This window comes from Kocuria sediminis (genome assembly GCF_009735315.1).
In the GTDB taxonomy this organism is placed as follows: Bacteria; Actinomycetota; Actinomycetes; order Actinomycetales; family Micrococcaceae; genus Kocuria; species Kocuria turfanensis.
Genome location: NZ_WOGU01000009.1, coordinates 95,742 through 114,688, shown reverse-complemented (window position 1 = coordinate 114,688; position 18,947 = coordinate 95,742). Strand labels below are relative to the sequence as shown.

Genomic DNA, 18,947 nt, shown 5'->3' with positions numbered 1-18,947 from the left:
CACGCTACCTGCCACCGCGGCGCGGCGGCTCGTCAGCCGGTGCGGTCGGCGGTGTGCGGAGCGCGCAGGTGGACCCAGGAGCGGCGGACGCGGAACGCCATGGCCCCGGTCATCGCCGTCACCGGCAGCAGTGCGGACCACAGGTCCGGAAGGACCAGCGCGCTGAAGGCGATGGCCACGAGCAGGGAGGGGAATCCGATCATCCCCTCGATGCCGGCGCAGGCAGCAACTCCGTCCGCGGTCCGCACCTCGGGGCAGGCCGGTAGCTCTCCGGTTCTCGCAGCGGTCGCGGTCGCCGAAGCCCGCTGTGCCTGACCGATGCACGGATCGAGCCGAGGACGCGGAGGACTCCTGGAGCGCTGGATGATCGCCGACAGTCCGACGGTGGCCGCCAGGATCAGCAACGACCACCACAGGCCGCCGTCACCGGAGACATCGGCCGTGCGGTCGGACCCACCGAGGAGTTCGAGGTCGCCGAGCAGCTCCAGGAACGGCTGCGAGCCATCCTGGATGGTGCTGCGCACCGGGTCCAAGTCCGGGCAGCCGATCCCGGTCTCCCACCTCTACGGACACCGCCAGGCGGGGGGGATCAACGCCCGGGCCGTGCTGGCCCGCGTCCTGCCGCTGGAGCAGCCCGGGGACGAGCACCGGCTCGTCATCGACCTGGAGAGCTGGACGGGCCTGGCCGGGTGGTTCGGCGACACGGGGCACCTGGAGGTGTGGATGCGCGGGTCCGACCTGCACGCGCGGGACTTCCATGCGGCGTGGTGCCTGCTGCGGCCGGGCTGAGGAGATGGGCGGTCCCAGACACGCGGTCTCGAGACCTCCCGAGGGGTGCCGCGTCGACGGGCCGGCGTTCAGGCCCAATCGCCTCCGCCGGTACATTCGACCGAGTCGGCACGACGCTGACGGTGCAGACCTCGAACGGGAAGAAGCCGTCTGCGGCGATGGCGGCACGTCCTGGTGGCGGGGTCCCGGGGGAAGGACTGCTCAGAAGTCGATCGTGCGCTGGCTCGGCGTCGGGACGCCGCGCTGCCTGCGGACGCGCCGGGCGCGGACCTCCGCCCGGGTCAGACGGCCCGTGTAGAGGGCCAAGCCCAGGGCGCCGGCGGTCAGCCACAGGGCTCCCCACAGCGGATCCTGTCCCTGGGAGGTGGGGCCCACCACGAGAGCCACGGAGAACACGACCACGGCCACGAAGAAGACGGTCATGAGGGCCATCCCCGGAGCGCTGGTGACGATGAAGCCCGATCCGGCCGGGACGATGCCGATCTCGTCGCGGGCGTAGCTGTGGAGCCGTCCCTCCCCGGTGCGCATCAGCACTCGCCTCTCGCCGGCGGCCAGCGCCTGGGCGTGACGTGCTCGCACCTCGTCGTCGAGCCGCCGGTCAGGTGCTTCCGGGGTCATGGGATGGTCCTTCCGATCAGGCGGTGGAGCCGGACAGGTGTCAGGGAGTGCGGCCTGACGCCGACGAGCCACAGGAGGATCGTCGAAAAGACCGCGATACGGGGGGTGATCTGAGCGTATCCGGGGCGTGAGAGGGAGCCCGGCACGACTCGGGGAACGGAGCCGGTTCAGTCTTCGGCGCTCGCCTCCAGTATCTCGACCTCCGGGCCGGACGCCGGTGCGTGCCCGCGCCGGCGGGCGCGGAACTGCGGCCGGGTCATCCGGCGGTCCCGGACGGTCTCAGCCGCAGCCTTGTTGGGGGGAGGCGGGGGCGACGTCGAAACGGCCGGGGGTCAGCCGCTCCTCCTCGCTCAGACGCCGGCCACGGCCGCGGTGCGGGCGCGCAGCGGCAGCGGTGGGTGCTCGTGGGCGCCACGTGCGCGGCGGCGCCGCGTTCGACGGGCGCGGCGGGCCACCGGCTCCAGCCGGGGAGCCGTCGCGAAGGGAGCCGGTCAGTGCGCGCCGCGAGCGCGGAGGCCGCGGCTGCGCACCCAGGAGCCGACCACCACGCCCGCCAGCGCCCACAGTGCGCCGGCGCCCACCCCGGCGAGCACGATCCAGAAGGGCACACGGAGCTCCTCGGCAAGCGGCGTCTGGTGGCGAGCCGGAGCGGTCACGTTCTTCCTCATGTGCGTCATGGGGGCATGATGGCACGCGTTCCGAGGGTGTTCCAGAGGCGGCCGGTCTGTGACCGGAGCCGGGGGCGGCTGTGACGCGATCAGGGTGCGCGGTGGGCCGGACCGGGAGCCGAGCGGAAGATTCTGGTGGTGTCGACCGTGACCACGGACGGCGTCTCCCGGTTCCCCGGACAGCAGCCGTGTGTACGGTGAAGCCCCGCCCTCCCGGTCCCTGTCGGGCCGCGGAGCGGCGGGGCTTCGTGCTGGTGGAGCCGTGCTCAGCTCTCGCAGGCGACCCCGTCGCCGTCGCGGTCCAGCTTGGGGGCGTAGCCCGGGGAGCCGGCATGGAGCGGGGCCGCTCCGGCGGCCCGGGCCTCCGTGCAGTTCGCGAACCCGACGGCCGGTGCTGCCGGGACCGGCTCGGGCTCGGGGGCGGGAGCGACCGGGGCGGGAGCCACCGGGGCCGGCTCCGGTGCGACGGGCTCGGGTGCCACCGGGGCGGGCTCCGGCTCCGGGGTCTCCTGCACCGGGGCCGGCTCGGGGGCTTCCTCGACCGGCTCCGTGGCCGTGGCGGCAATGTCAGCGAGGACGGCTCCGGTGGGGAGCTCCTGGCCCGCGCAGTCGGCGAGGACCTCGGTCATCGCGGTCTTCTCCGGGGCGGTGACCCACAGGTCGTACTTGGCCTTCACCGCGATCTGGATGGCGACGAACTCGCACCGGAAGTCCACGTTCGGCGGCAGCCACGCATCGGCGGCCTTGTCGGACTTCGCCTGGTTGGTCGGCCCGTCCACCGCGAGCAGGTTCAGCGGGTCGTTGGCCAGCTCCACGCGCTCGTCCGGCGTCAGGTTCCGGGCGCCGGTGATCCAGGCGTTGCCGAGGGAGACCACGTGGTCGATCTGCACGTCGGAGGAGGTGGCCGGGCCGCGGACGAAGTCGATGGTGGTGGCGGTGTAGGGGTCCGGGTCCAGGACCCCGGAGTCGACGGTGCACCCGTCGGCGGAGACGACGTCGTCGAGGTCGCGGTTGAGGATCTCCTGGCGGGTGTCCTCGCAGTCGCCGTCGGCGTCGATCCATCCGCCGAACAGTCCCTCGCGGTCGTAGTCGGACATGGTGCCGCGGGCGGCGACCTTCAGTTCGTCCAGCGCGGTCAGCGCCTCGGAGGACACAGCCGCCGGGGTCGCCGGCGTCGGCTCGGCCGCAGCGGAGGCGGTTCCGGTGGGAGTGCTGGAGGGCGCGGGCGTGGCGGTCGCGCTCCCGGTGGCGGCGGAGTCTGCGCCCGGGTCGGCCACGGAGCTGGAGCATCCGGTGAGCACAGCCAGGGCCAGGGCTGCCGAGGTCCAGGACGCGGCGGTGCGGCCGCGGGCGCGGCGGGATGAGGGGAGGGAGAGGGTCATGTCGCTCCAGGGGGAGGGCGCCGGGCGTCACGAGGATCAGGGGGGCCGGCGCGGGGGGTCGAGACGTCTCCCATCTTCCTACCGGCCGGTCACGAACGCGAACGCGCGCCAGATGTGACGCCTCCGCCCGTCATCCGACACGTGGGACGGGAGGGCGGAAGCCGCCCGGCCCCAGCGGCCGTCGGGTGCACGCGGGACGGCGGCACCGGCCCGTGCCGCGCACGGGCCGGTGCCGTTCGATGCTGTCGAAGCCGGCGAGGTGCAGGGCCAGCAGCGCGCCGGTCGTGGCCAGCAGCCCGGACACCGCGAGCACCGGGAGGCCCACGGCCAGGAGCGCCGTTCGCGCAGGTCTGATGTCGTCGGGGGAGTCGGTGGCGCTCACGAACTCCATGATGTCTCGGACGGCCCGGCGGGATCTTCCAACAGATGCCGGTGCCCGTGGTGGCAGTAGCATCGTGGAAGGCTGCCGACGAGATCCTGGAGACGAGGTGTGGTGATGGACCGGTCCCACCCGGAGTGCTGGTTGACGGACATGGACGGTGTGCTCGTCCACGAGGACACGGCCCTTCCGGGCGCTGCGGACTTCCTGCAGCGCCTCGTCGACCGGGAGCGCCGTTTCCTGGTGCTGACCAACAACTCGATCTACACCCCCCGCGACCTCGCCGCCCGGCTGGACAAGAGCGGCCTGACCGTCCCCGAGGAGTCGATCTGGACCTCGGCGCTGGCCACCGCGGGGTTCCTCGCCGACCAGGTGCCCCATGGGTCGGCGTACGTGGTCGGCGAGGCGGGTCTGACCACCGCGCTGTACGAGGTGGGCTACACCCTCACCGATGTCAGGCCCGACTACGTGGTCCTGGGGGAGACCCGGACGTACTCGTTCGAGGCCATCACCAAGGCGATCCGGCTGATCGAGTCCGGTTCGCGCTTCATCGCGACGAACCCGGACGCCACCGGACCCTCGGCGGAGGGTCCGCTGCCGGCGACCGGGGCGGTCGCGGCCCTGATCACCCGGGCCACCGGGGCGGTCCCGTACTTCGTGGGCAAGCCCAACCCGATGATGTTCCGCAGCGCGATGAACCGGATCGAGGCCCACTCCGAGACCACGGTGATGATCGGTGACCGGATGGACACCGACGTCGTCGCGGGCATCGAAGCCGGGCTGGAGACGATCCTGGTGCTGAGCGGGTCCACCCGGGCCGCGGACGTCACCACGTATCCGTACCGCCCCGGACGGGTGCTGGACTCGATCGCCGACGTCATCGATCTCGTCTGACACGACTCGCCGCCGCTGAGGGGCCGGGTGTGCGGCGCCGACCCGTCCCAGTCCTCCGCGTGACGGGCAGGAGCTCAGCGCGCGCTGCGGTGGCCCCAGTTCAGCGCCTCGGCCAGGTGCTCGGGGCTGAAACCGGGGTGGGCCAGCTGCAGCTCCGCCCGGTCGTCGCGGGCGTCCCGGGCGCCGTACGCCAGGTCCACCGCGTGGGCGAGCAGCTCCTCGGTGCGCAGGATCGCGTCCTCGATCGCCGCCTCGTCGTGGAGATCACCGAGGGCCGCGCGGATGTCGACCGGCTCCTGACCCGGGCGGAACGGGCGGGCGTGGCGGTGGTTGAACAGCACCAGGACGAAGACCCCGTTGAGCAGGTCCTCGTCGCGAGCCCGGGCCACCACCTCGTACCCGGAAATGGTGGTGGAACGGGGCTCCGGCGGCGGCACGGCGTCCCGGTGCCGGGCGGATGCCGGGAGTCCCGCAGCACGGTCCGTCTCCTCCGTTTCGTCGTCCGGGTGCGCGGCTCCGGGCCGGGATCGACCGGTCGGTGCGCTGGTGCCGTCCTCCTGCGAGCGGGTGCGCGCCCTCCCGAGCAGCCAGCCCACGCCGGCGCCGCACCCCATGCAGGCCGCGATCCAGAACAGCTGACGGGTGAGCGCGGCAACGACCACCCCGACGGCCAGCCCGCAGAGCAGGCCCGTCTGCAGCGGATCCAGGCGCCTGCTGCGCGGGGTGCCGGTCATGGATCCATCATCCGCCGCCCGCGCCGTCAGGTCACCACGCACCCCGGCCCGGAGAAGCTCCAGCGCGACCCCGACGAGGACGCCGAGGTCGATGGAGTGCCCGTTCCGGGTGAACAGCGCCAGCACCGCTCCGGCGGCAGCGCCGAACGCCGCACCGCGCACGACGTGCCGTGCGACCGGCACCCCGGAAGAGGTCCAGGGTGAATCAGGCCCCACGGGGAGTTCCCGGCAGCGGCGCGGGCGGCAGCCGGCCCGGACGCACCAGCGGCAGGGCGAGGATGAGCACCTCGAGAGCGACGATGCTGTCGTCGGGCACGTCGATCCCGTTCCGGGTGGGGCTCAGGCGCCGTCGGCATCCGGGTCGCGGTCCTCCCCGCGGGGACTGGGCGGGACGTCGTGCTGCCGGCGACGGGTGCGCAGGAGGATCGTGACGACCAGGCCGATCACGCCCAGGCTCACCAGGACGAACAGCACGATGCTGGTCGGTGAGCCGGGCTCGACGAGGCCGGCGGCGGCGGGGACGACGATGCTCATGCTCCGAATCTACTGCGGCGCCGGCGTCGAGGCACCCCGATCAGCGGACACCGGGAACCGTCGTGTCGACCTCGAACGGCCGGATGACGTGGACGGGGCGGGCGACCAGGGCACGGCCGAGCACCAGGGCGTTCGTCAGCCCGTGGGTCAGCCGGTGTCGCAGCGGCACGAAGCCGGCCGCCCCGTAGAAGGCCAGCAGCTCGTCGAAGCCCTCCCGCGGATCGGCGGGCACCGGCCGCAGCACCACCCAGGTGTTGCCGGCCGCACGTGCGGCACCCAGGAACTGCTCCAGCAGGGCCGCCCCGACGCCGTGGCCGCGGTGCGAACGGGCCACGACGAGGGTGTCGAGGTAGCTGCACCGCCACTCCAGCGGCGGCTCCGGCTCCACGACGAAACTCTGCCAGGTCGCCGAGGTGTGGTTGCCGTGGCACAGCCCGACGACGTCCCGGTGCGTCACCGCGACCGTGGTGGTCCCCAGCCACGCTGGGAACTGCGCGCGGGACAGCTCCCGGCCCGGGGCGACCTGCCGGTAGAGCTCGGCGGCGGCCGGGTAGTCGGCGGTGGCGGCGGGGCGGATGTCGATGCCGGGGGAGGACATGGGGCGATCGTAACGGCACCGGCCGCTGACCTGTAGGGGTCCTCGAGCTCTGCCGGCGGCCCCGGCGGCGTCAGTCCTCGACGAGGATGCCCAGGTGGGCGGCCAGCGCGGGGGCCAGCTGCTGCAGCTGCAGGTGGTTGAGCGCCGCGCCCTGCAGATGGGCCAGGCCGGTGATCTCCGGCAGGTCGAGCGCGCGCAGGTCGACGTCGACCAGTGTGGCGCCGGAGACGTCCAGGACCGCCAGCTCGGAGCCCGGGAACGCCAGTCGCTCAGCGCGTGCGCCGGTCAGATCCAGCTCGCCGATGACGCAGTCCTCGAACACCACGTCCCGCACCGTGGCGCCGCGCAGGCTCACGTAGCCGAGCTTGCACCCGGTGATCCGCACGGTGTCCCAGGTGCCCTCGATGCACTGCAGCACCCCGAGCCGGGAGTCCTCGAGCAGGACGGTGCGCAGCGTCGCGTAGGCGGCCGAGACCGTGGGGACGTCCAGGCGCGTGAGCTGCGAGTCGGTGATCCGGCCGTCGGTGAGCTCCAGCTCGTGGACGTTGAGCCGCGTGAACGAGCAGTCGGTGAATCCGACGTCGGACAGGTCCGTCCCGGTGAGGTCGTCATCGCTGAAGGCCAGCGCCTCGTAGGTGCCGTGGGCGAGGACCTCGATCCCGTCGGCGGCGGAGAGCTCCGGGAGCCGGGGCGAGCGCAGTCTCGGGGGAGCAGGGGTGTTCCGTCGGGCCATGCCGTTCACCGTAGTGCCTGCCGCGGCCGGTGTGGGGTGTCCGCCGCCAGGCCGCGGGACGACCGGCGCCGCGCCGTTCGAGGGCGGCGGCGAGCCGGCGTCAGCCGGTGGGCCGGTCGGCGTGCACGGCCGTCAGGTAGCGCTCGCTGCGGCGGGCCCGGACTGCCGGAACCAGCGCGATCAGCATCAGCAGGACGGCGGTCACCGCCCACCAGGTCTCCGCGCGGACGACCCAGATGCCGATGACCCCCACGATTCCGGCCAGGGTCAGCGCCGCCGTCTCCAGCTGCCCGCACGCCAGGGCGCCGGCGGCGGTGCGGGTGCGCGGGTCCGCCGGGAGCCGGCCGGAGTCGGAGGCGATCCGGATCCATCGCCGCAGCGCCGGCTGGTCCCGGTGCGCGTCGAGCCGAGGACGCGGTGCCTGGACGAGGTGCTGGACGAGCAGGGCCACGCCCATCAGCAGCGCCGGGGCGAGGGTGATCCATCCCGTGCGCGCGTTGCCGGTCTCGTCCACGCCCCAGTGCACCAGCGCCGGCGGACCGCCCACCAGCAGCGCGGCCGCCGGCAGCGTGCGTGCGAGGACCTGAGCGGCCGTGGGCACCGGGAGGCCTTCGTGCTGCTCGTGCTCGGGATGATCGGGACGACGTGTGCCATCGTGCATGTCTCGACGCTACCGCCGACAGCCGACGAGCCGGCCCAGGTCCGGGGAATCGGCGCGAGGCCCCCACCGCGCCGGGGCGCGGCCAGGGGCGTCGCGACCTTTACCCGGTCGAGCTCCTGGCCGGTCAAGCTGCCTGGCGCGCGTCAGGGCTGGCTGATCCAGGCCAGCGCCGCGGTGCGCTCGTCGAGGCGGAACCGGCGCGTGGGGACGTGGAGCAGCTCGGTGGTCCACTCGGAGACCTTCGCCTCCCAGTCGACGTCGGTGACCACCGCCAGCCGCTCGAGCTTCTTGATGTAGCCGGCCGACTTCAGGTCCAGCCACAGCGCCCTCGGGGAGATGTCGGCGAAGTCGATGTCGCCCCGGACCGCGACCATCCGCACGCTGTCGTGCTCACGGACGACCTCGTCGAGGACCTCGCGCATGTGCTGCATGTCCGCGGCGGTGATCCCGCCGTGGGCGTTGATCGTGACGATGTTGGTGCCGGACTGCACCGTGGTCTCCAGCATGGCCGGCTCTCCTCCCGGGTCGCGGCGGAGCGGATCTGCGGGTTCCAGGCTAGGACCGGCGGTGCCGGCGCTCAACAGATGGCCGAGCCGTGACGCCCCGGGACATGAAGGCGCCCACCGGTGGCTCGGTCCCGGCGGGCGTCCGGTGCGAGCAGCTTCCGCCGCTCATGGGTGAGGGCGCCGGCGTCCTCGTGGATCGCGAGGCGCCGGCCGGTGGGCACGCGGGCGTGCGGGCCGTGACCCGGGGCCAGCACCTCGAAGTCCACCCCGGAGAGCAGCGCGCGGCGCGGGGCAGGGGCTCCTTCGGGCCGATCTGCTCGCGGGCCGTGCCGGTGATGTTCGGGACCTCGGCGGCCGCGGAGTGCACGGGCACCCCGGCGGCGATGTAACGGTCGAGGGTGCCGATGTGGTCGCCGTGGGCGTGGGTGACCACCACGGCCTCGGGCAGACCGGTGGCGCCGGCGGCGTCGATGGAGGCGTCGACCAGGCGCCGGTCGCCGGGGTAGCCGCAGTCGATCAGCGTGTAGGACGCACCGTCGCGGAGGATCAGCCAGTTCCATGCCGGGCCGGGGACCAGGGTGGTGCCGGCTCCGAGGTCGTGGGTGTTGGCGGCGGTGGTCCAGCGGCTCATGGGGTTCGGGGCTCCTGGGGGACGACGGGGTGTTCCGGCTCCAGTCTGCGCCCCGTTCGCTCCTGCTGGCCGGAGGGCGCGTCGTCGGGAGGCTCGGCAGGCCGGCGGACCGGCCTCCCCGGGTCGGCCGGGACTGAGCGCTGCGCCTCGTGCGCACGCTTCTGGAGGAGTTGGCTCGGGCCCGCCGTGACGCTGCGGCCGGCGTGCGGCGGTTCCCGGCCCGGACTCAGGCCGTACGCCGCAGGGCGAGCACGGTGGAGTCGTCGTCGAGACCGGCGGACCTGGCGTAACCGGCGCAGCGCTCGACCAGCTCGGCGGCCGTGGCCGCCGAGGCGCTGGCCGCAGCGGCGCTCTCGATCGCCTCGTCGATGCCGGTGAAATAGTCGAGGAACCCGTCGGAGACCACCAGCAGGGTCTCCCCGGCCTCCAGCGCCGTGGTGTGGATCCGCCACTGCGCCCCGGGCACCGCGCCCAGTGGCGGTCCCGAGGTCTCCAGGCGCCTGTGGGTGCCGTCGGGGCACAGGACGAGCGCCAGACCGTGACCGGCGTCCACGTACTCGAGCACCCCGGTCGTGGAGGACAGGCGGGCGGTGAAGACGGTGACGAAGGCTCCGGCCTCCTCCAGCAGCGGGTCCAGGGCCCCGGTGGCCCGGGCGATTGCCTGAGCCGGCTCGTTGTACTGGAAGGTCCCGCGCAGCACCGCGCGCGCCGAGGCGGAGAGCAGCGCTGCCGGGATGCCTTTGCCCATCACGTCGGCCAGCGTCAGCTGCAGCCGGTCCCCGTTGCGGAACCAGTCGTAGAAGTCCCCGCCGATCGACTGCGCGGCGGTGCACCGCCCGGCGATCTCCCACCCCGGAAGCGCCGGATCGGTCTTGGGCATGAGCATCTGCTGGATCTGCTCGGCGCGGTCGAGCTCTCCCTGGGCGGCGAGCTCACGTTCGACCCATCCGGCCAGCTCGGCCAGCAGGCGCTGCTCCCGTTCACTGAGCTGCCGGGGCTGATGGTCGACCAGGCACAGCGAGCCCACGGCCTCCCCACCGGGGGCGTGCAGGGGCTGCCCGGCGTAGAAGCGCACCGGCGGATCGGCGGTCACGAAGGGATTGCCGCGGAACAGGTCCTCGGCGGTGGCGTCCGGGACGATCAGCGGCGCGTCACGGGCGACGGTGTGGCTGCACAGGGAATCGGTGCGCGGGGTGTGCACGAGGCCCGGCAGCCCGGCTTCGGCCTTGGTGAACTGGCGCTCCGCGTCGATCAGGTTGACTGCGGCGGCCGCCACCTGGAAGACCTCCTGGGCGATGCGCACGACGCGGTCGTAGCGCTCCTCCCGGGGCGTGTCCAGGATCTTGAGGTCGTGGAGAGCCGCGACCCGCGCCTGCTCCTGGTGATCAATGTGCATGTGCATACGCCCCACGCTACCGACCGATGTCGCGCGTGCCATGCCGCCACGTCGGCGTTCCCGGCATGGGCCTCGCCTCGGCGGCGCCGGCGCGCTGTCGTGTGCCACGTGGCCCGGGCGCAAAGCCCGGGCCGGTGTCGCACCCTGCGCTGTGAGCCGGACCGGCGGTGGGGTGGACGGTAGTTCGGTGTCACTGCTCTGGTGGTGACTGGCTCGACTCTCGCAGCCATGCCGAGGCGGCGGCCACGCTCCCGGCCGGGGAGCTTGGACGGCAGGTCGTGTTGATCCGAGGTGGTGATCTCGCAACTCGTGGGGTGCGAGACGTCTTGTCGAGCTTGAGGTGACCGTCCCACTGCCTTGGTAGTGGGACGGTTGGCGACGAGGTCCCATCTTGGGGACTGTGGATGGCGAATGAAGTCCCATAAGTCAGGCCCATAATGACGTACCGTTTGGGCCCAACAGAGCCGACTTTCGGTGCGCTGATGTTATGGATATGGGGCTGTGCACGGGTGTCGACGCCCAAACAGCACCTCGACCGGCAGATGGATGCGCTCCGGCAGGGCGGGGTCGCGGCGGAGCGGATCGATGTGGACGAAAGGTCCGGGCCACCACGCACTGGCCTGAACCGTTCTGCGTCTGCGTCACGGTGTGACGCCGGGTGTGATGTCGAGCATGCCTACTTAGTGGTGAATTCACGCAATTCCGATCCACTCCGGCGGCCGTCATGCCACCGACGTTGCCAGACAGGGGCCTGTCATGACTGCGCATCCCTCCACCCGCACGGCACGGATCGCTTCTGTCCCGGAGGGGTGGACGATCTACGACGAGCACGGTGAGCCGGCCCCCGAGGGATCATGGGCCGCTGCCGGCTCGCACCCCCTGGCGTGCCCGCTCTACGAACCCAGCAAGGACGGTCTGGTGGTGCACGTGGAAACAGTGGACCTGGATCGCCAGGGCGTGCTCGACCTCATCGGGACCTTGACGCGGTGTCTGGAAACAGCCGACCACGCCCATCAGTCACACGGATGGGCATGGGCCCGCTTCGACACCGAGTAGGCCCAACGGCGGCGGAGCGACTCCCATCTGCGCAGGCAGCGGAGGTCGGTGCGTCCCCCCCCCCGCTGGGCCGACAGATCCCACCGCACACCGGCAAGCTACCGTGGAGTGGAACGCATGCGGCGGTTACCCGTTTCGTTCATGGGGCCGGTGTGAGTACACGTGCGGGGAGAAGGTCGCCCCGGCCAACACCAGGTTGATCGCAGGAGGGGCGTGCTGCCATCAGGGCTGGTGGCGATACGCCCCTCATCCTCGCGGCCGCCCATCATTCGCCCCCGCCACGGTCGTTCCGCACCGTGGACAGGTGCCGAGAAGCCCTTATAACAAGCGTCTGTGCAGATTGCTTCACACATGGCCTCTGAGGGGCCTGCGAGCTGCAGGGAAGGGCGTGATCGTTCCGCCGGCCAGGGACCCGTTGCGCCGGTGACAGGTCCTTCGCACATACGCCCCGTCGGTGCCACACACGGCGTCGACGGGGCGCCCTGTGTGCGGGATGCCTGTGGGCGCCGGAGCCTGCTCCCGGTTGAGCTTGTCCTGGAGGGCGCCGGCGGCCTTCTCCACCCGGTTGGGCACCTCGGCGTTGATGTTGGCGGACATGTCCGCCAGCAGGTTCCCGGAGGCGGTGACGTAGGAGCCCGACCACGGGTTGCCCATCGAGTCCACCGGCCGTGCCCCGGCCCCGGCGACGATGGCGTGCTGCAGGTCGGTGCCGCCGATCACCGCCGCGACCGCCGGGTCGGACTGCACCGCCGCATGGATGCGGGTCGTTCCTTCTCGATCCGCGGCCATCGCAGGAAAGACCAGCGGGGGTGTTCCCATGGCGCTGGTCTGCGTTTCTCCTGCTGCACCAGTGGCAGTGAGTCGGGTTCTGTCTTCCAATGACAGGCGAGGGGATGAGGTGCCAGGTCGGGGCCGCGCACCGAGCTACTGGCGGCGCGTGGAGTCCCTCCTGCTCATCGGACACCTGCCCGGCCTGCGGGACGCCGCCCTGCGCCTCGTGGACTTCACGGTGCCGCGACCGGCGTCCGGAGACCGATGAATCACGACCGCAGCCGGGTTCGGGTGGAGTGCTGGGACCGCCGGTGCGGGGAGGGCCCTCGGGGGCCGCGCTGTTCCGTCGCGGGCGTCGTGGGCCGGTCCCGGGGTCTGCGTCGTCACGGCCGAGGGTGCCCGTCCGGCGGACGGGCACCCTCGTCAGTCACATCACTGACTCAGCCGCGGGGGCGGGGGTCCTAATCGTCGTCCTGCTCGAAGAGGACCTTGACCCCCTTCTTGTCGACGGTCTTGACCGTCTTGTCGGTCCGGTCGGTGTACTTGGCGTCGCGGTAGTAGTGGTGCCAGTCGCCGCCGTCGGCCTTGTCCTTGGCGATGGAGGCGGCCTCCTTCAGCTCCACGTCGTAGTACCGCTTGGACTCCCACTCACCGTGGTGGCGGTACTTCACGATGACGTCGACCTCGCCGTTCTTGCGCGCGTCGTCGTCGTCCTGCTTGAAGAGGACCTTGAGCCCCTTCTCGTCGACGGTCTTGACCGTCTTGTCGGTCCGGTCGCTGTACTTGGCGTCGCGGTAGTACTTGTGCCAGTCGCCGCCGTCGGCCTTGTCCTTGGCCATGGAGGCGGCCTTCTTGAGCTCGACGTCGTTGTACTCCCTGACCTTCCACTCGCCGTGGTGGCGGTACTTCACGACGACGTCGACCTCGCCGTTCTTGCGCTCGTCCTCGTCGTGGTGGCTGTGGCCGCCGTCGTCATGTCCGTTGTCGCCCCCCGCGAATGCCGGAGCGGAGAAGCCGCTCACCACGAGCATGCCCGCCAGGGCTGCGCCGGCCAGAGTGTGCCGCAGATCTTTCATGATTTTCCCCCTAGTTGATGAACCCGGTTCCCCAAAGCGAATCAGGTGGGATCAGGCTAGGAGCGGCACAATCATGTGCACAAGTAAAATTCACAAAGTTAAGAATTGCCTGTGCGAACACCGGAGGAGAGGTCGGGTAGGCCGGCGAGTTCCCCTGGTGGTTCGCCTCCGTTCCGGGGTCTGGCGGGCGCGCACGTGCCGCGGACGCTGCTGCAGGTTCCATCCGACGTCGCAGGTCGGAGAGGACTTCGGTGAGGGGGTGGGTCGTGGGAGGAAGCCGTCGGTCGTCGCGCCGGCCTCCTGACAGCAGTCCCGCGGCGTCGCCGGATCCCGTGCCGACCGGTGGCATCTCACGGGGAGAATGCGATGTCGTGCTGGGCGCGATGCCGCGTTCCGCTAATCACAAATGCAAATCCAGGAATTTGCAAAGAAAGCTGGCTCTTTGGCACGTGAAATATGCATCGTCCGGCTTCGGGTGCACGAGAGCCCCGTTTCCGGCATGGGAGCCGGAGGGGCTCTGATGTGTGGTGCATCCGAAGGTGTCCGGTGTCAGCGGATAGGAAACAGCTGCCCCAGGACATCGGAAACACCGCTCCTACCGTGCGGGAGCGGAGAGGAGCCAAGCGATCATCCTGGCGGTGGTCACCGGGACGATGGCCCAGGCCCAGCACGCCCGCTGGTTTTGGGGCAGCCGCTCCTGGGCGCCGAGACCGGTGGCCCGCTACCGCGCCGAGGGCCAGGCGGCTTTCAGGCCCGGCTCCCGGGCGGTCCAGCACCACCCCAACGAGGTCCCGATCCCGGCGGTGCAGGCGATCCTGTCCACCCGTCGGGCCCTGGTGGCCGCCGGTCATGACGCCGGCCCCAAGAGTCTCACCGTCCACGGGGTCCGGGCCGCTCGAGGCCGATATGCTGCTGCGCGATGCCGTGCAGGACGCCCGGCTGATCGGGTCTCCTAGGCCAGGGTTGGCTGGGCGTTGAACACCTCTCGGCGATGTGCCGACGAACGGTCCACCGACTGACCCTGCATCCGGTGAGGTTCATCCGCGGGCGAGACGGAGTCTTAGCAGCTGTCGGTGCGTTGGTGCGTCGCGCAGGCCAAGGGATGCGAGACGTCTCGTGCTAGAAATTTTGTCCCGCATGATTCCGCGGCTCCGGGTGTCTCGCATCCTTGTGCTTTATCCATGCCCCTAGAATCGATACTCAACGTCAGTTGCGAGACGGATGAGGTGGACGTGGGGAAGCTGATCGGGTATGCGCGTGTGTCGACGCGGCAGCAGGACGCAGACCGTCAAGTGTCTGACCTTCTGGCCGCTGGCGTGCGGCGCGATGACATCTATACCGACCATGGAGTGTCTGGGAGCCGTGCGTCACGTCCGGCCTTCGACAAGGCGGTGACAGCGCTCGAGGATGGTGACACCCTGGTGATCACCACGCTGGACCGGTTGGGGCGGTCAACACAGAACATGCTGGCTTTCGCCGAGGCGTTGCGGGGGAGGGGCGCCGGGCTGCGGGTGCTGAACCTCGGTGGGGGAGACGTGGACACCGCCACCCCGATGGGGTCGATGGTCTTCACCGTCATGGCCGCCCTCGCGCAGATGGAGCTGGAGATCAAGCGGGAACGGATCACCGACTCGGTGGCCAAGCGCCGGGCCGCCGGCAAGGATCTCGGCGGACGGCGCCAGACCTTCACCGACTCCCAGATCCGCAACGCTCTGCGTCTGGTCGAGTCGGGCGAGCCGGCCACCCAAGTGGCCCGGGACCTCGGCATGTCGCGGGCCACCCTCTATCGGCGGATCCGGGAGCTGCCGCAGGCGACGACTGTCTGAGTACGTCTGGCCTGTGGACATCGTGATGCGTATGACGCACCTGTGCGGACCTTTTCATCGCACGGGGTAAACGGGCATGACAACCACGCCTGGTTGCTTGAGCTCCGGGTGAGTTCATCCGAACCCGCTCGAGATCTCCTATGCGCCGCCAAGGGCGGTTATCTGCTCGTGTGTCCTTTTCGATGTGGCGAGCCGATAGATCGGCGGGTGTGCGGGTGGGTCCGCTGGCGCGCGACCCACCCTTCGCTGTTCCTGTGAGGCAAAGTATCGAGGAGAAGTACCCGCGGGTCGCCGCTGAGGGCGGTGGGGTCGCTGGGAGACTCCGGAGCATGAGTGACGCGCGGAAACGGCTCGGTCCGGTCCTTCGACGGGGCGAACAGCTTCGCTGGGTGGGACACCCCGATCCGACGGTGCGCTTCGCGCCGGCTGATGTCTTCCTGGTGCCTTTCAGTCTCTTGTGGGGCGGCTTCGCGATCTTCTGGGAGTGGCAGGTCCTCACCAATAGCGAGTCACTTCTCTTTGCCCTGTGGGGCATCCCGTTCGTGCTGGTGGGCCTGTACTTCATCGTTGGGCGCTTCATCTACAAGAAGCGCCGCAAGCTGCGGACGGTCTACGGGCTTACCGATTCTCGGGCGATCGTGTCGACCAGTGAGCGGTCTTTCGATGACACCCCGGTCAAGGACGTTGCCGTGCGCGTCAACCGTTCGCGCGACAACCGCCATGCCACCGTGGTCTTCGGCGGGGGTGGCCGCCAGGCCGTCTACCTCAACACGGGCATGGACTTCTTCGCTTTCGGTCAGGCCCAGGGGATCGGATTCTTCGACGTGGCCGACCCAGAGGCGTTGCTGCGCGAGCTGGACCGGGTGCGCTGAACCCACGGCGCGGGAAGGGCGGTGCTCCCGCAGTGATGCACCTTCGGTTCTTCGAACAGGCAAGGCCCTGTCCCCACAAGCGCGCACGTTATGACCGTCGACCGCGCGGCTTAGCATGTGCACATTAAGTGCCGTCAGGGCCGTAGGGGGAATGGGCGCAGCATCGTCCAAGGCAGGGGAACTGGATGGATAGGCCCGAGCGGGACCGCGGCAGAGGACTTCGGCTGACCGGCGGGGTGGTGACCACGGCAGCCGGGGTGGCTGCCCTTCTGGCCATCTGGTTCCTCCCGCCGGCTGTTCCCGTGGAGGACCGGATCGCGGGGTGGGTGGGGGCCTTCGCAGCCCTGGTGGCCGTGCTGCACGGAGTGCTGTTGCTGGTCGGCTGGTCCAACGGCCGGCGCATGCGGCTGACGCGCGCACGGTGGCGGTACTGGTACACGCCGGTGGCGCTTCTCCTGGCGGCTGGGACACTGTGGATCGCGACGTTGCTCTCCGACCCTCAGCTGATGATCGGGTTGTCGGCCTTGTTCGTGGGCAATGCGTTCTTCATGCTCTTCGCCCCGGACACCGATCCCCAGTGGGCCACGAAGGTCACCCCGGTCCAGCAGCAGCGGTGGCGGCGGATCCTCGGTGTCCTGGTCGTCGTGACCGTGGTGTGCGCGGGGGCCGCGGTGTGGGCGCTGGGCGCCGAGGCCTTCGGCGCGGCGGTCATGATCATCATGATCGGTGTCATGGCGTTGATGTTCGGCGCGCTCATCGCGGTGCAACTGTTCCGGTTACACCGGATCAGGAAGACAGCTCACCAGTGAGGCGCAGTCACCCGCTATCAGGCGCCAGACCGCAGAAAAGAAGCATCCCGGCCACCGGAAGAGCTCCGATCAGCGGCGGCTTCGCGATCGTGTGTGTCCTCTGGTTCCTGGCCATGGTGGTCATCGCGATCGTCGAGGGCGACTCCTGGACCACGGCGCTGAGCAGCCTCGGTCTCGTGGCTGTCGCACTGGTCAACTGGCGCGGCTTCAAACGGCACGACCGGGAGTGCCGAGAGCGCATGGAGCGACTCGACGAGCGTCTGGGGCGTATCCCGTAGCGCGAAGCTGGGCACCACCGAGGCCTTGGTCGGCTGCTGTGCATGCACCGGTGCAGTTGGGGTTCCCGTCTCGGTAGTCCCGATTCTTGGTGCAGGCAGGGCCGAGCTACTTCTTGCGCTGAATCCCGACCAGCACGATGAGCAGAGCCCACAGGAACCCACCGGCGAGCATGGCAAGCCCGATCGCGAACAGCGCTCCGGCGCCGATGTTGGCCCCGCCCTCGCAGCACGAGGCGATGTTCCAGATCCAGGCGCCGGCTCCGATGACAGCGCCCAGGGTGATCACGAGCAACGGAAGGCGTAAGAATCGTCGAGCGTCTTTGGAGAGTTTCATCGGCTGTCCTGGATCGACGGGGACCGCAGTGTTGCCCCGAGGGATGCGGCGTGGGGGTGTCGGCTGCTCGAGGGGCCGGGGCCCATCACTGATCCTGATCGCACGGGGTGTCAGGCACTTCTAGGAAGCCTCTGCGCACCGAGATGGGCTCCACATTCTCGGTGCTATACGTCAACTGGGGTCGTCGTGAGCCTCACGCCCATGCAGGCGGTCGTACTCGGCTTTGGCTGCCATGGCTTCGGTGGTCCGGCCACGCTTCACGGCTTGCCAGCCGGCATAGACCAGGCCCAGGGACAGTGCGGCAAGCACCAGCCCCAACAACGAGTATCCGGCCGCGAAACAGCCAGCCGCTGCCAGAGCCGTCGGCGCGGCCATGCCTAGGAGCATCCCCTGTAATCCCGATCCCCGCATGTGGGTCCTCCTGCGTCGTCTCATGTTCTGCGGTTCAGGCAATCAGGTGCGACTGCAAAGAGGAAGAGGTCACCACAGATGTGTACGCGTGAGCCATCACAGCCGAAGGGAGGGGCTGTTGAGGTTTCGATTGACCACTGGGCTTCTGAGCCGCGGTAGGGGGTCACCCGACGGCGGCCGGCTGCCGTCCTCGGCTCGGAGCTCTACGGTGGGGCCATGGCATCTGTGCACCCATTCCGAGGCGACGGTTCGCGCACTTCGAGTGAGCAGGAGTTTCTCGAGGCCCTTGCCGCGTACGTCTCCGAGTGGGCCGTTCCCGGGGTGTCCGCGCGATTCTTTGAGGTGGTCGCTCGGATGCATCCCTTGGTGGTGATGACCGAGGTTCCGGGACTGGACGTGCCCGCGGGGCGGTGCACCTCGCAGATCGGGTACTGGGACGACCGTCGAGGATGCCGGGCCCTGGAGGGGGAGTGGGGGGATGAGTACCTGCTGGACAGCCATGTGTACAGCAGTGATGGGCTGACCGTCTTCGGTCTGCACGAGGAGCCGGGTGCCTACGGGACCTTGGCCGGGAAGTGGTTGGAGCGCCAGCTGCAGCGGCGGGTGGATCGTCAGGACTGGATCCGCAACGGCAAGCTCGTCCGGTCCCGGTGGGTGCTGCCGGACACCGGGATGCGGGTGGCGCAGACGATCAGCACGAACTGGTTTGTTCGTGGCGCCCCGGACCGAGCCACCCGCCTCCGCTGAGCTGAGGGCTCGCCCCCGCGCGGCAACGCAGGTGAAGGTTCCTCACTTATGCGTCGTGGCCCCGCGGGCAACCTCACCGCTAGCGTTCGACCATGGGGGAGCATGGGTGCCGGCAGAACGCCGGGCTGCAGCCGAGGGAGAGCGCCCCGACGGGCGGCTCGGGCCCTGCGGGAGAGGGTCCTCGAGGACCGGGGGTCAGTGCGGAGACCCTGTCCCGCCGCGGGGCCCGCATCGGGGGGAGGCG

At 70.5% G+C, this 18,947-nt stretch carries 24 protein-coding genes and 1 pseudogene; 8 read left to right on the top strand and 17 right to left on the bottom strand.

Annotated features, from left to right (window positions below):
* Positions 1 to 32 precede the first annotated feature (32 nt).
* Positions 33 to 533 (bottom strand): hypothetical protein, encoded by a 501-nt coding sequence (locus tag GMA12_RS18970; RefSeq protein WP_240898804.1) that lies wholly within the window; start codon positions 531 to 533, stop codon positions 33 to 35.
* On the opposite strand from GMA12_RS18970, the gene GMA12_RS18965 reads away from it, so the two are divergent.
* A complete protein-coding gene (locus tag GMA12_RS18965) occupies positions 511 to 789 on the top strand; it encodes a DUF1963 domain-containing protein (protein ID WP_240898803.1) in 279 nt (92 codons plus the stop codon). The genes GMA12_RS18970 and GMA12_RS18965 overlap by 23 nt on opposite strands.
* Before the next feature lie 201 nt (positions 790 to 990).
* Here GMA12_RS18965 and GMA12_RS11960 read toward each other — a convergent pair whose 3' ends face one another.
* From GMA12_RS11960 to GMA12_RS11945, 4 genes are all read right to left on the bottom strand, one after another.
* Complete coding sequence (locus GMA12_RS11960) at positions 991 to 1,407, bottom strand: hypothetical protein (RefSeq protein ID WP_156269735.1); 417 nt, start codon at positions 1,405 to 1,407, stop codon at positions 991 to 993.
* 491 nt (positions 1,408 to 1,898) lie between these two features.
* A complete protein-coding gene (locus GMA12_RS11955) occupies positions 1,899 to 2,084 on the bottom strand; it encodes a hypothetical protein (RefSeq protein ID WP_147017581.1) in 186 nt (61 codons plus the stop codon).
* A gap of 257 nt (positions 2,085 to 2,341) precedes the next feature.
* A complete protein-coding gene (locus GMA12_RS19315; RefSeq protein ID WP_156269734.1) occupies positions 2,342 to 3,457 on the bottom strand; it encodes an excalibur calcium-binding domain-containing protein in 1,116 nt (371 codons plus the stop codon).
* Positions 3,458 to 3,587: 130 nt separating this feature from the next.
* Positions 3,588 to 3,839, bottom strand: a complete 252-nt coding sequence (locus GMA12_RS11945) for a hypothetical protein (RefSeq protein WP_156269733.1) — start codon at positions 3,837 to 3,839, stop codon at positions 3,588 to 3,590.
* Between the two features lie 114 nt (positions 3,840 to 3,953).
* Here GMA12_RS11945 and GMA12_RS11940 point away from each other — a divergent pair, with 114 nt between their 5' ends.
* A complete protein-coding gene (locus GMA12_RS11940; RefSeq protein WP_156269732.1) occupies positions 3,954 to 4,730 on the top strand; it encodes an HAD-IIA family hydrolase in 777 nt (258 codons plus the stop codon).
* Positions 4,731 to 4,804: 74 nt separating this feature from the next.
* On the opposite strand, the gene GMA12_RS11935 is transcribed toward GMA12_RS11940, so the two are convergent.
* From GMA12_RS11935 to GMA12_RS11900, 8 genes are all read right to left on the bottom strand, one after another.
* Positions 4,805 to 5,647: a hypothetical protein gene (locus GMA12_RS11935; RefSeq protein ID WP_156269731.1), complete on the bottom strand. Its 843-nt coding sequence runs from the start codon at positions 5,645 to 5,647 to the stop codon at positions 4,805 to 4,807.
* A gap of 156 nt (positions 5,648 to 5,803) precedes the next feature.
* Positions 5,804 to 5,998, bottom strand: a complete 195-nt coding sequence (locus GMA12_RS11930; RefSeq protein WP_156269730.1) for a hypothetical protein — start codon at positions 5,996 to 5,998, stop codon at positions 5,804 to 5,806.
* A 40-nt stretch (positions 5,999 to 6,038) separates the two neighbouring features.
* Positions 6,039 to 6,596 carry a GNAT family N-acetyltransferase gene (locus tag GMA12_RS18290; RefSeq protein ID WP_162459772.1) on the bottom strand — a complete coding sequence of 186 codons (558 nt, stop codon included), beginning with the start codon at positions 6,594 to 6,596 and terminating at the stop codon, positions 6,039 to 6,041.
* 70 nt (positions 6,597 to 6,666) lie between these two features.
* On the bottom strand, positions 6,667 to 7,329 hold the full coding sequence (locus GMA12_RS11920) for a pentapeptide repeat-containing protein (RefSeq protein WP_156269729.1): 663 nt from the start codon (positions 7,327 to 7,329) through the stop codon (positions 6,667 to 6,669).
* Positions 7,330 to 7,429: 100 nt separating this feature from the next.
* A complete protein-coding gene (locus GMA12_RS11915) occupies positions 7,430 to 7,990 on the bottom strand; it encodes a hypothetical protein (protein ID WP_156269728.1) in 561 nt (186 codons plus the stop codon).
* 143 nt (positions 7,991 to 8,133) lie between these two features.
* Positions 8,134 to 8,496 carry a SpoIIAA family protein gene (locus GMA12_RS11910; protein WP_156269727.1) on the bottom strand — a complete coding sequence of 121 codons (363 nt, stop codon included), beginning with the start codon at positions 8,494 to 8,496 and terminating at the stop codon, positions 8,134 to 8,136.
* 49 nt (positions 8,497 to 8,545) lie between these two features.
* Positions 8,546 to 9,127 (bottom strand): MBL fold metallo-hydrolase, encoded by a 582-nt coding sequence (locus GMA12_RS11905; RefSeq protein ID WP_156269726.1) that lies wholly within the window; start codon positions 9,125 to 9,127, stop codon positions 8,546 to 8,548.
* A gap of 226 nt (positions 9,128 to 9,353) precedes the next feature.
* The gene (locus tag GMA12_RS11900) at positions 9,354 to 10,523 is read right to left on the bottom strand and encodes a PP2C family protein-serine/threonine phosphatase (protein WP_162459771.1); all 1,170 of its coding nucleotides are present in this window, start codon (positions 10,521 to 10,523) and stop codon (positions 9,354 to 9,356) included.
* A gap of 756 nt (positions 10,524 to 11,279) precedes the next feature.
* Here GMA12_RS11900 and GMA12_RS11895 point away from each other — a divergent pair.
* On the top strand, positions 11,280 to 11,579 hold the full coding sequence (locus GMA12_RS11895; protein ID WP_156269724.1) for a hypothetical protein: 300 nt from the start codon (positions 11,280 to 11,282) through the stop codon (positions 11,577 to 11,579).
* A 549-nt stretch (positions 11,580 to 12,128) separates the two neighbouring features.
* Here GMA12_RS11895 and GMA12_RS11890 read toward each other — a convergent pair.
* Together GMA12_RS11890 and GMA12_RS11880 are read right to left on the bottom strand one after the other, a co-directional pair.
* Positions 12,129 to 12,329 (bottom strand): annotated as a pseudogene (locus tag GMA12_RS11890) (manganese catalase family protein); the annotation flags it as partial.
* A 482-nt stretch (positions 12,330 to 12,811) separates the two neighbouring features.
* Complete coding sequence (locus tag GMA12_RS11880) at positions 12,812 to 13,426, bottom strand: hypothetical protein (RefSeq protein WP_156269723.1); 615 nt, start codon at positions 13,424 to 13,426, stop codon at positions 12,812 to 12,814.
* 1,232 nt (positions 13,427 to 14,658) lie between these two features.
* Here GMA12_RS11880 and GMA12_RS11875 point away from each other — a divergent pair.
* From GMA12_RS11875 to GMA12_RS11860, 4 genes are all read left to right on the top strand, one after another.
* On the top strand, positions 14,659 to 15,252 hold the full coding sequence (locus GMA12_RS11875) for a recombinase family protein (protein ID WP_162459770.1): 594 nt from the start codon (positions 14,659 to 14,661) through the stop codon (positions 15,250 to 15,252).
* A 329-nt stretch (positions 15,253 to 15,581) separates the two neighbouring features.
* Positions 15,582 to 16,124, top strand: a complete 543-nt coding sequence (locus GMA12_RS11870) for a hypothetical protein (RefSeq protein WP_156269721.1) — start codon at positions 15,582 to 15,584, stop codon at positions 16,122 to 16,124.
* Positions 16,125 to 16,381: 257 nt separating this feature from the next.
* Positions 16,382 to 16,933 carry a hypothetical protein gene (locus GMA12_RS11865; RefSeq protein ID WP_156269720.1) on the top strand — a complete coding sequence of 184 codons (552 nt, stop codon included), beginning with the start codon at positions 16,382 to 16,384 and terminating at the stop codon, positions 16,931 to 16,933.
* Between the two features lie 89 nt (positions 16,934 to 17,022).
* Positions 17,023 to 17,211: a hypothetical protein gene (locus GMA12_RS11860; protein ID WP_156269719.1), complete on the top strand. Its 189-nt coding sequence runs from the start codon at positions 17,023 to 17,025 to the stop codon at positions 17,209 to 17,211.
* Between the two features lie 106 nt (positions 17,212 to 17,317).
* Here the strand turns inward: GMA12_RS11860 and GMA12_RS11855 are convergent, their stop codons facing one another.
* Entirely contained in the window at positions 17,318 to 17,545 is a 228-nt protein-coding gene (locus GMA12_RS11855) for a hypothetical protein (RefSeq protein WP_156269718.1), read from the bottom strand.
* 171 nt (positions 17,546 to 17,716) lie between these two features.
* Positions 17,717 to 17,920: a hypothetical protein gene (locus GMA12_RS11850; protein WP_156269717.1), complete on the bottom strand. Its 204-nt coding sequence runs from the start codon at positions 17,918 to 17,920 to the stop codon at positions 17,717 to 17,719.
* Positions 17,921 to 18,328: 408 nt separating this feature from the next.
* Here GMA12_RS11850 and GMA12_RS11845 point away from each other — a divergent pair, with 408 nt between their 5' ends.
* Entirely contained in the window at positions 18,329 to 18,703 is a 375-nt protein-coding gene (locus GMA12_RS11845) for a hypothetical protein (protein ID WP_156269716.1), read from the top strand.
* The last annotated feature ends 244 nt before the right edge of the window (positions 18,704 to 18,947 follow it).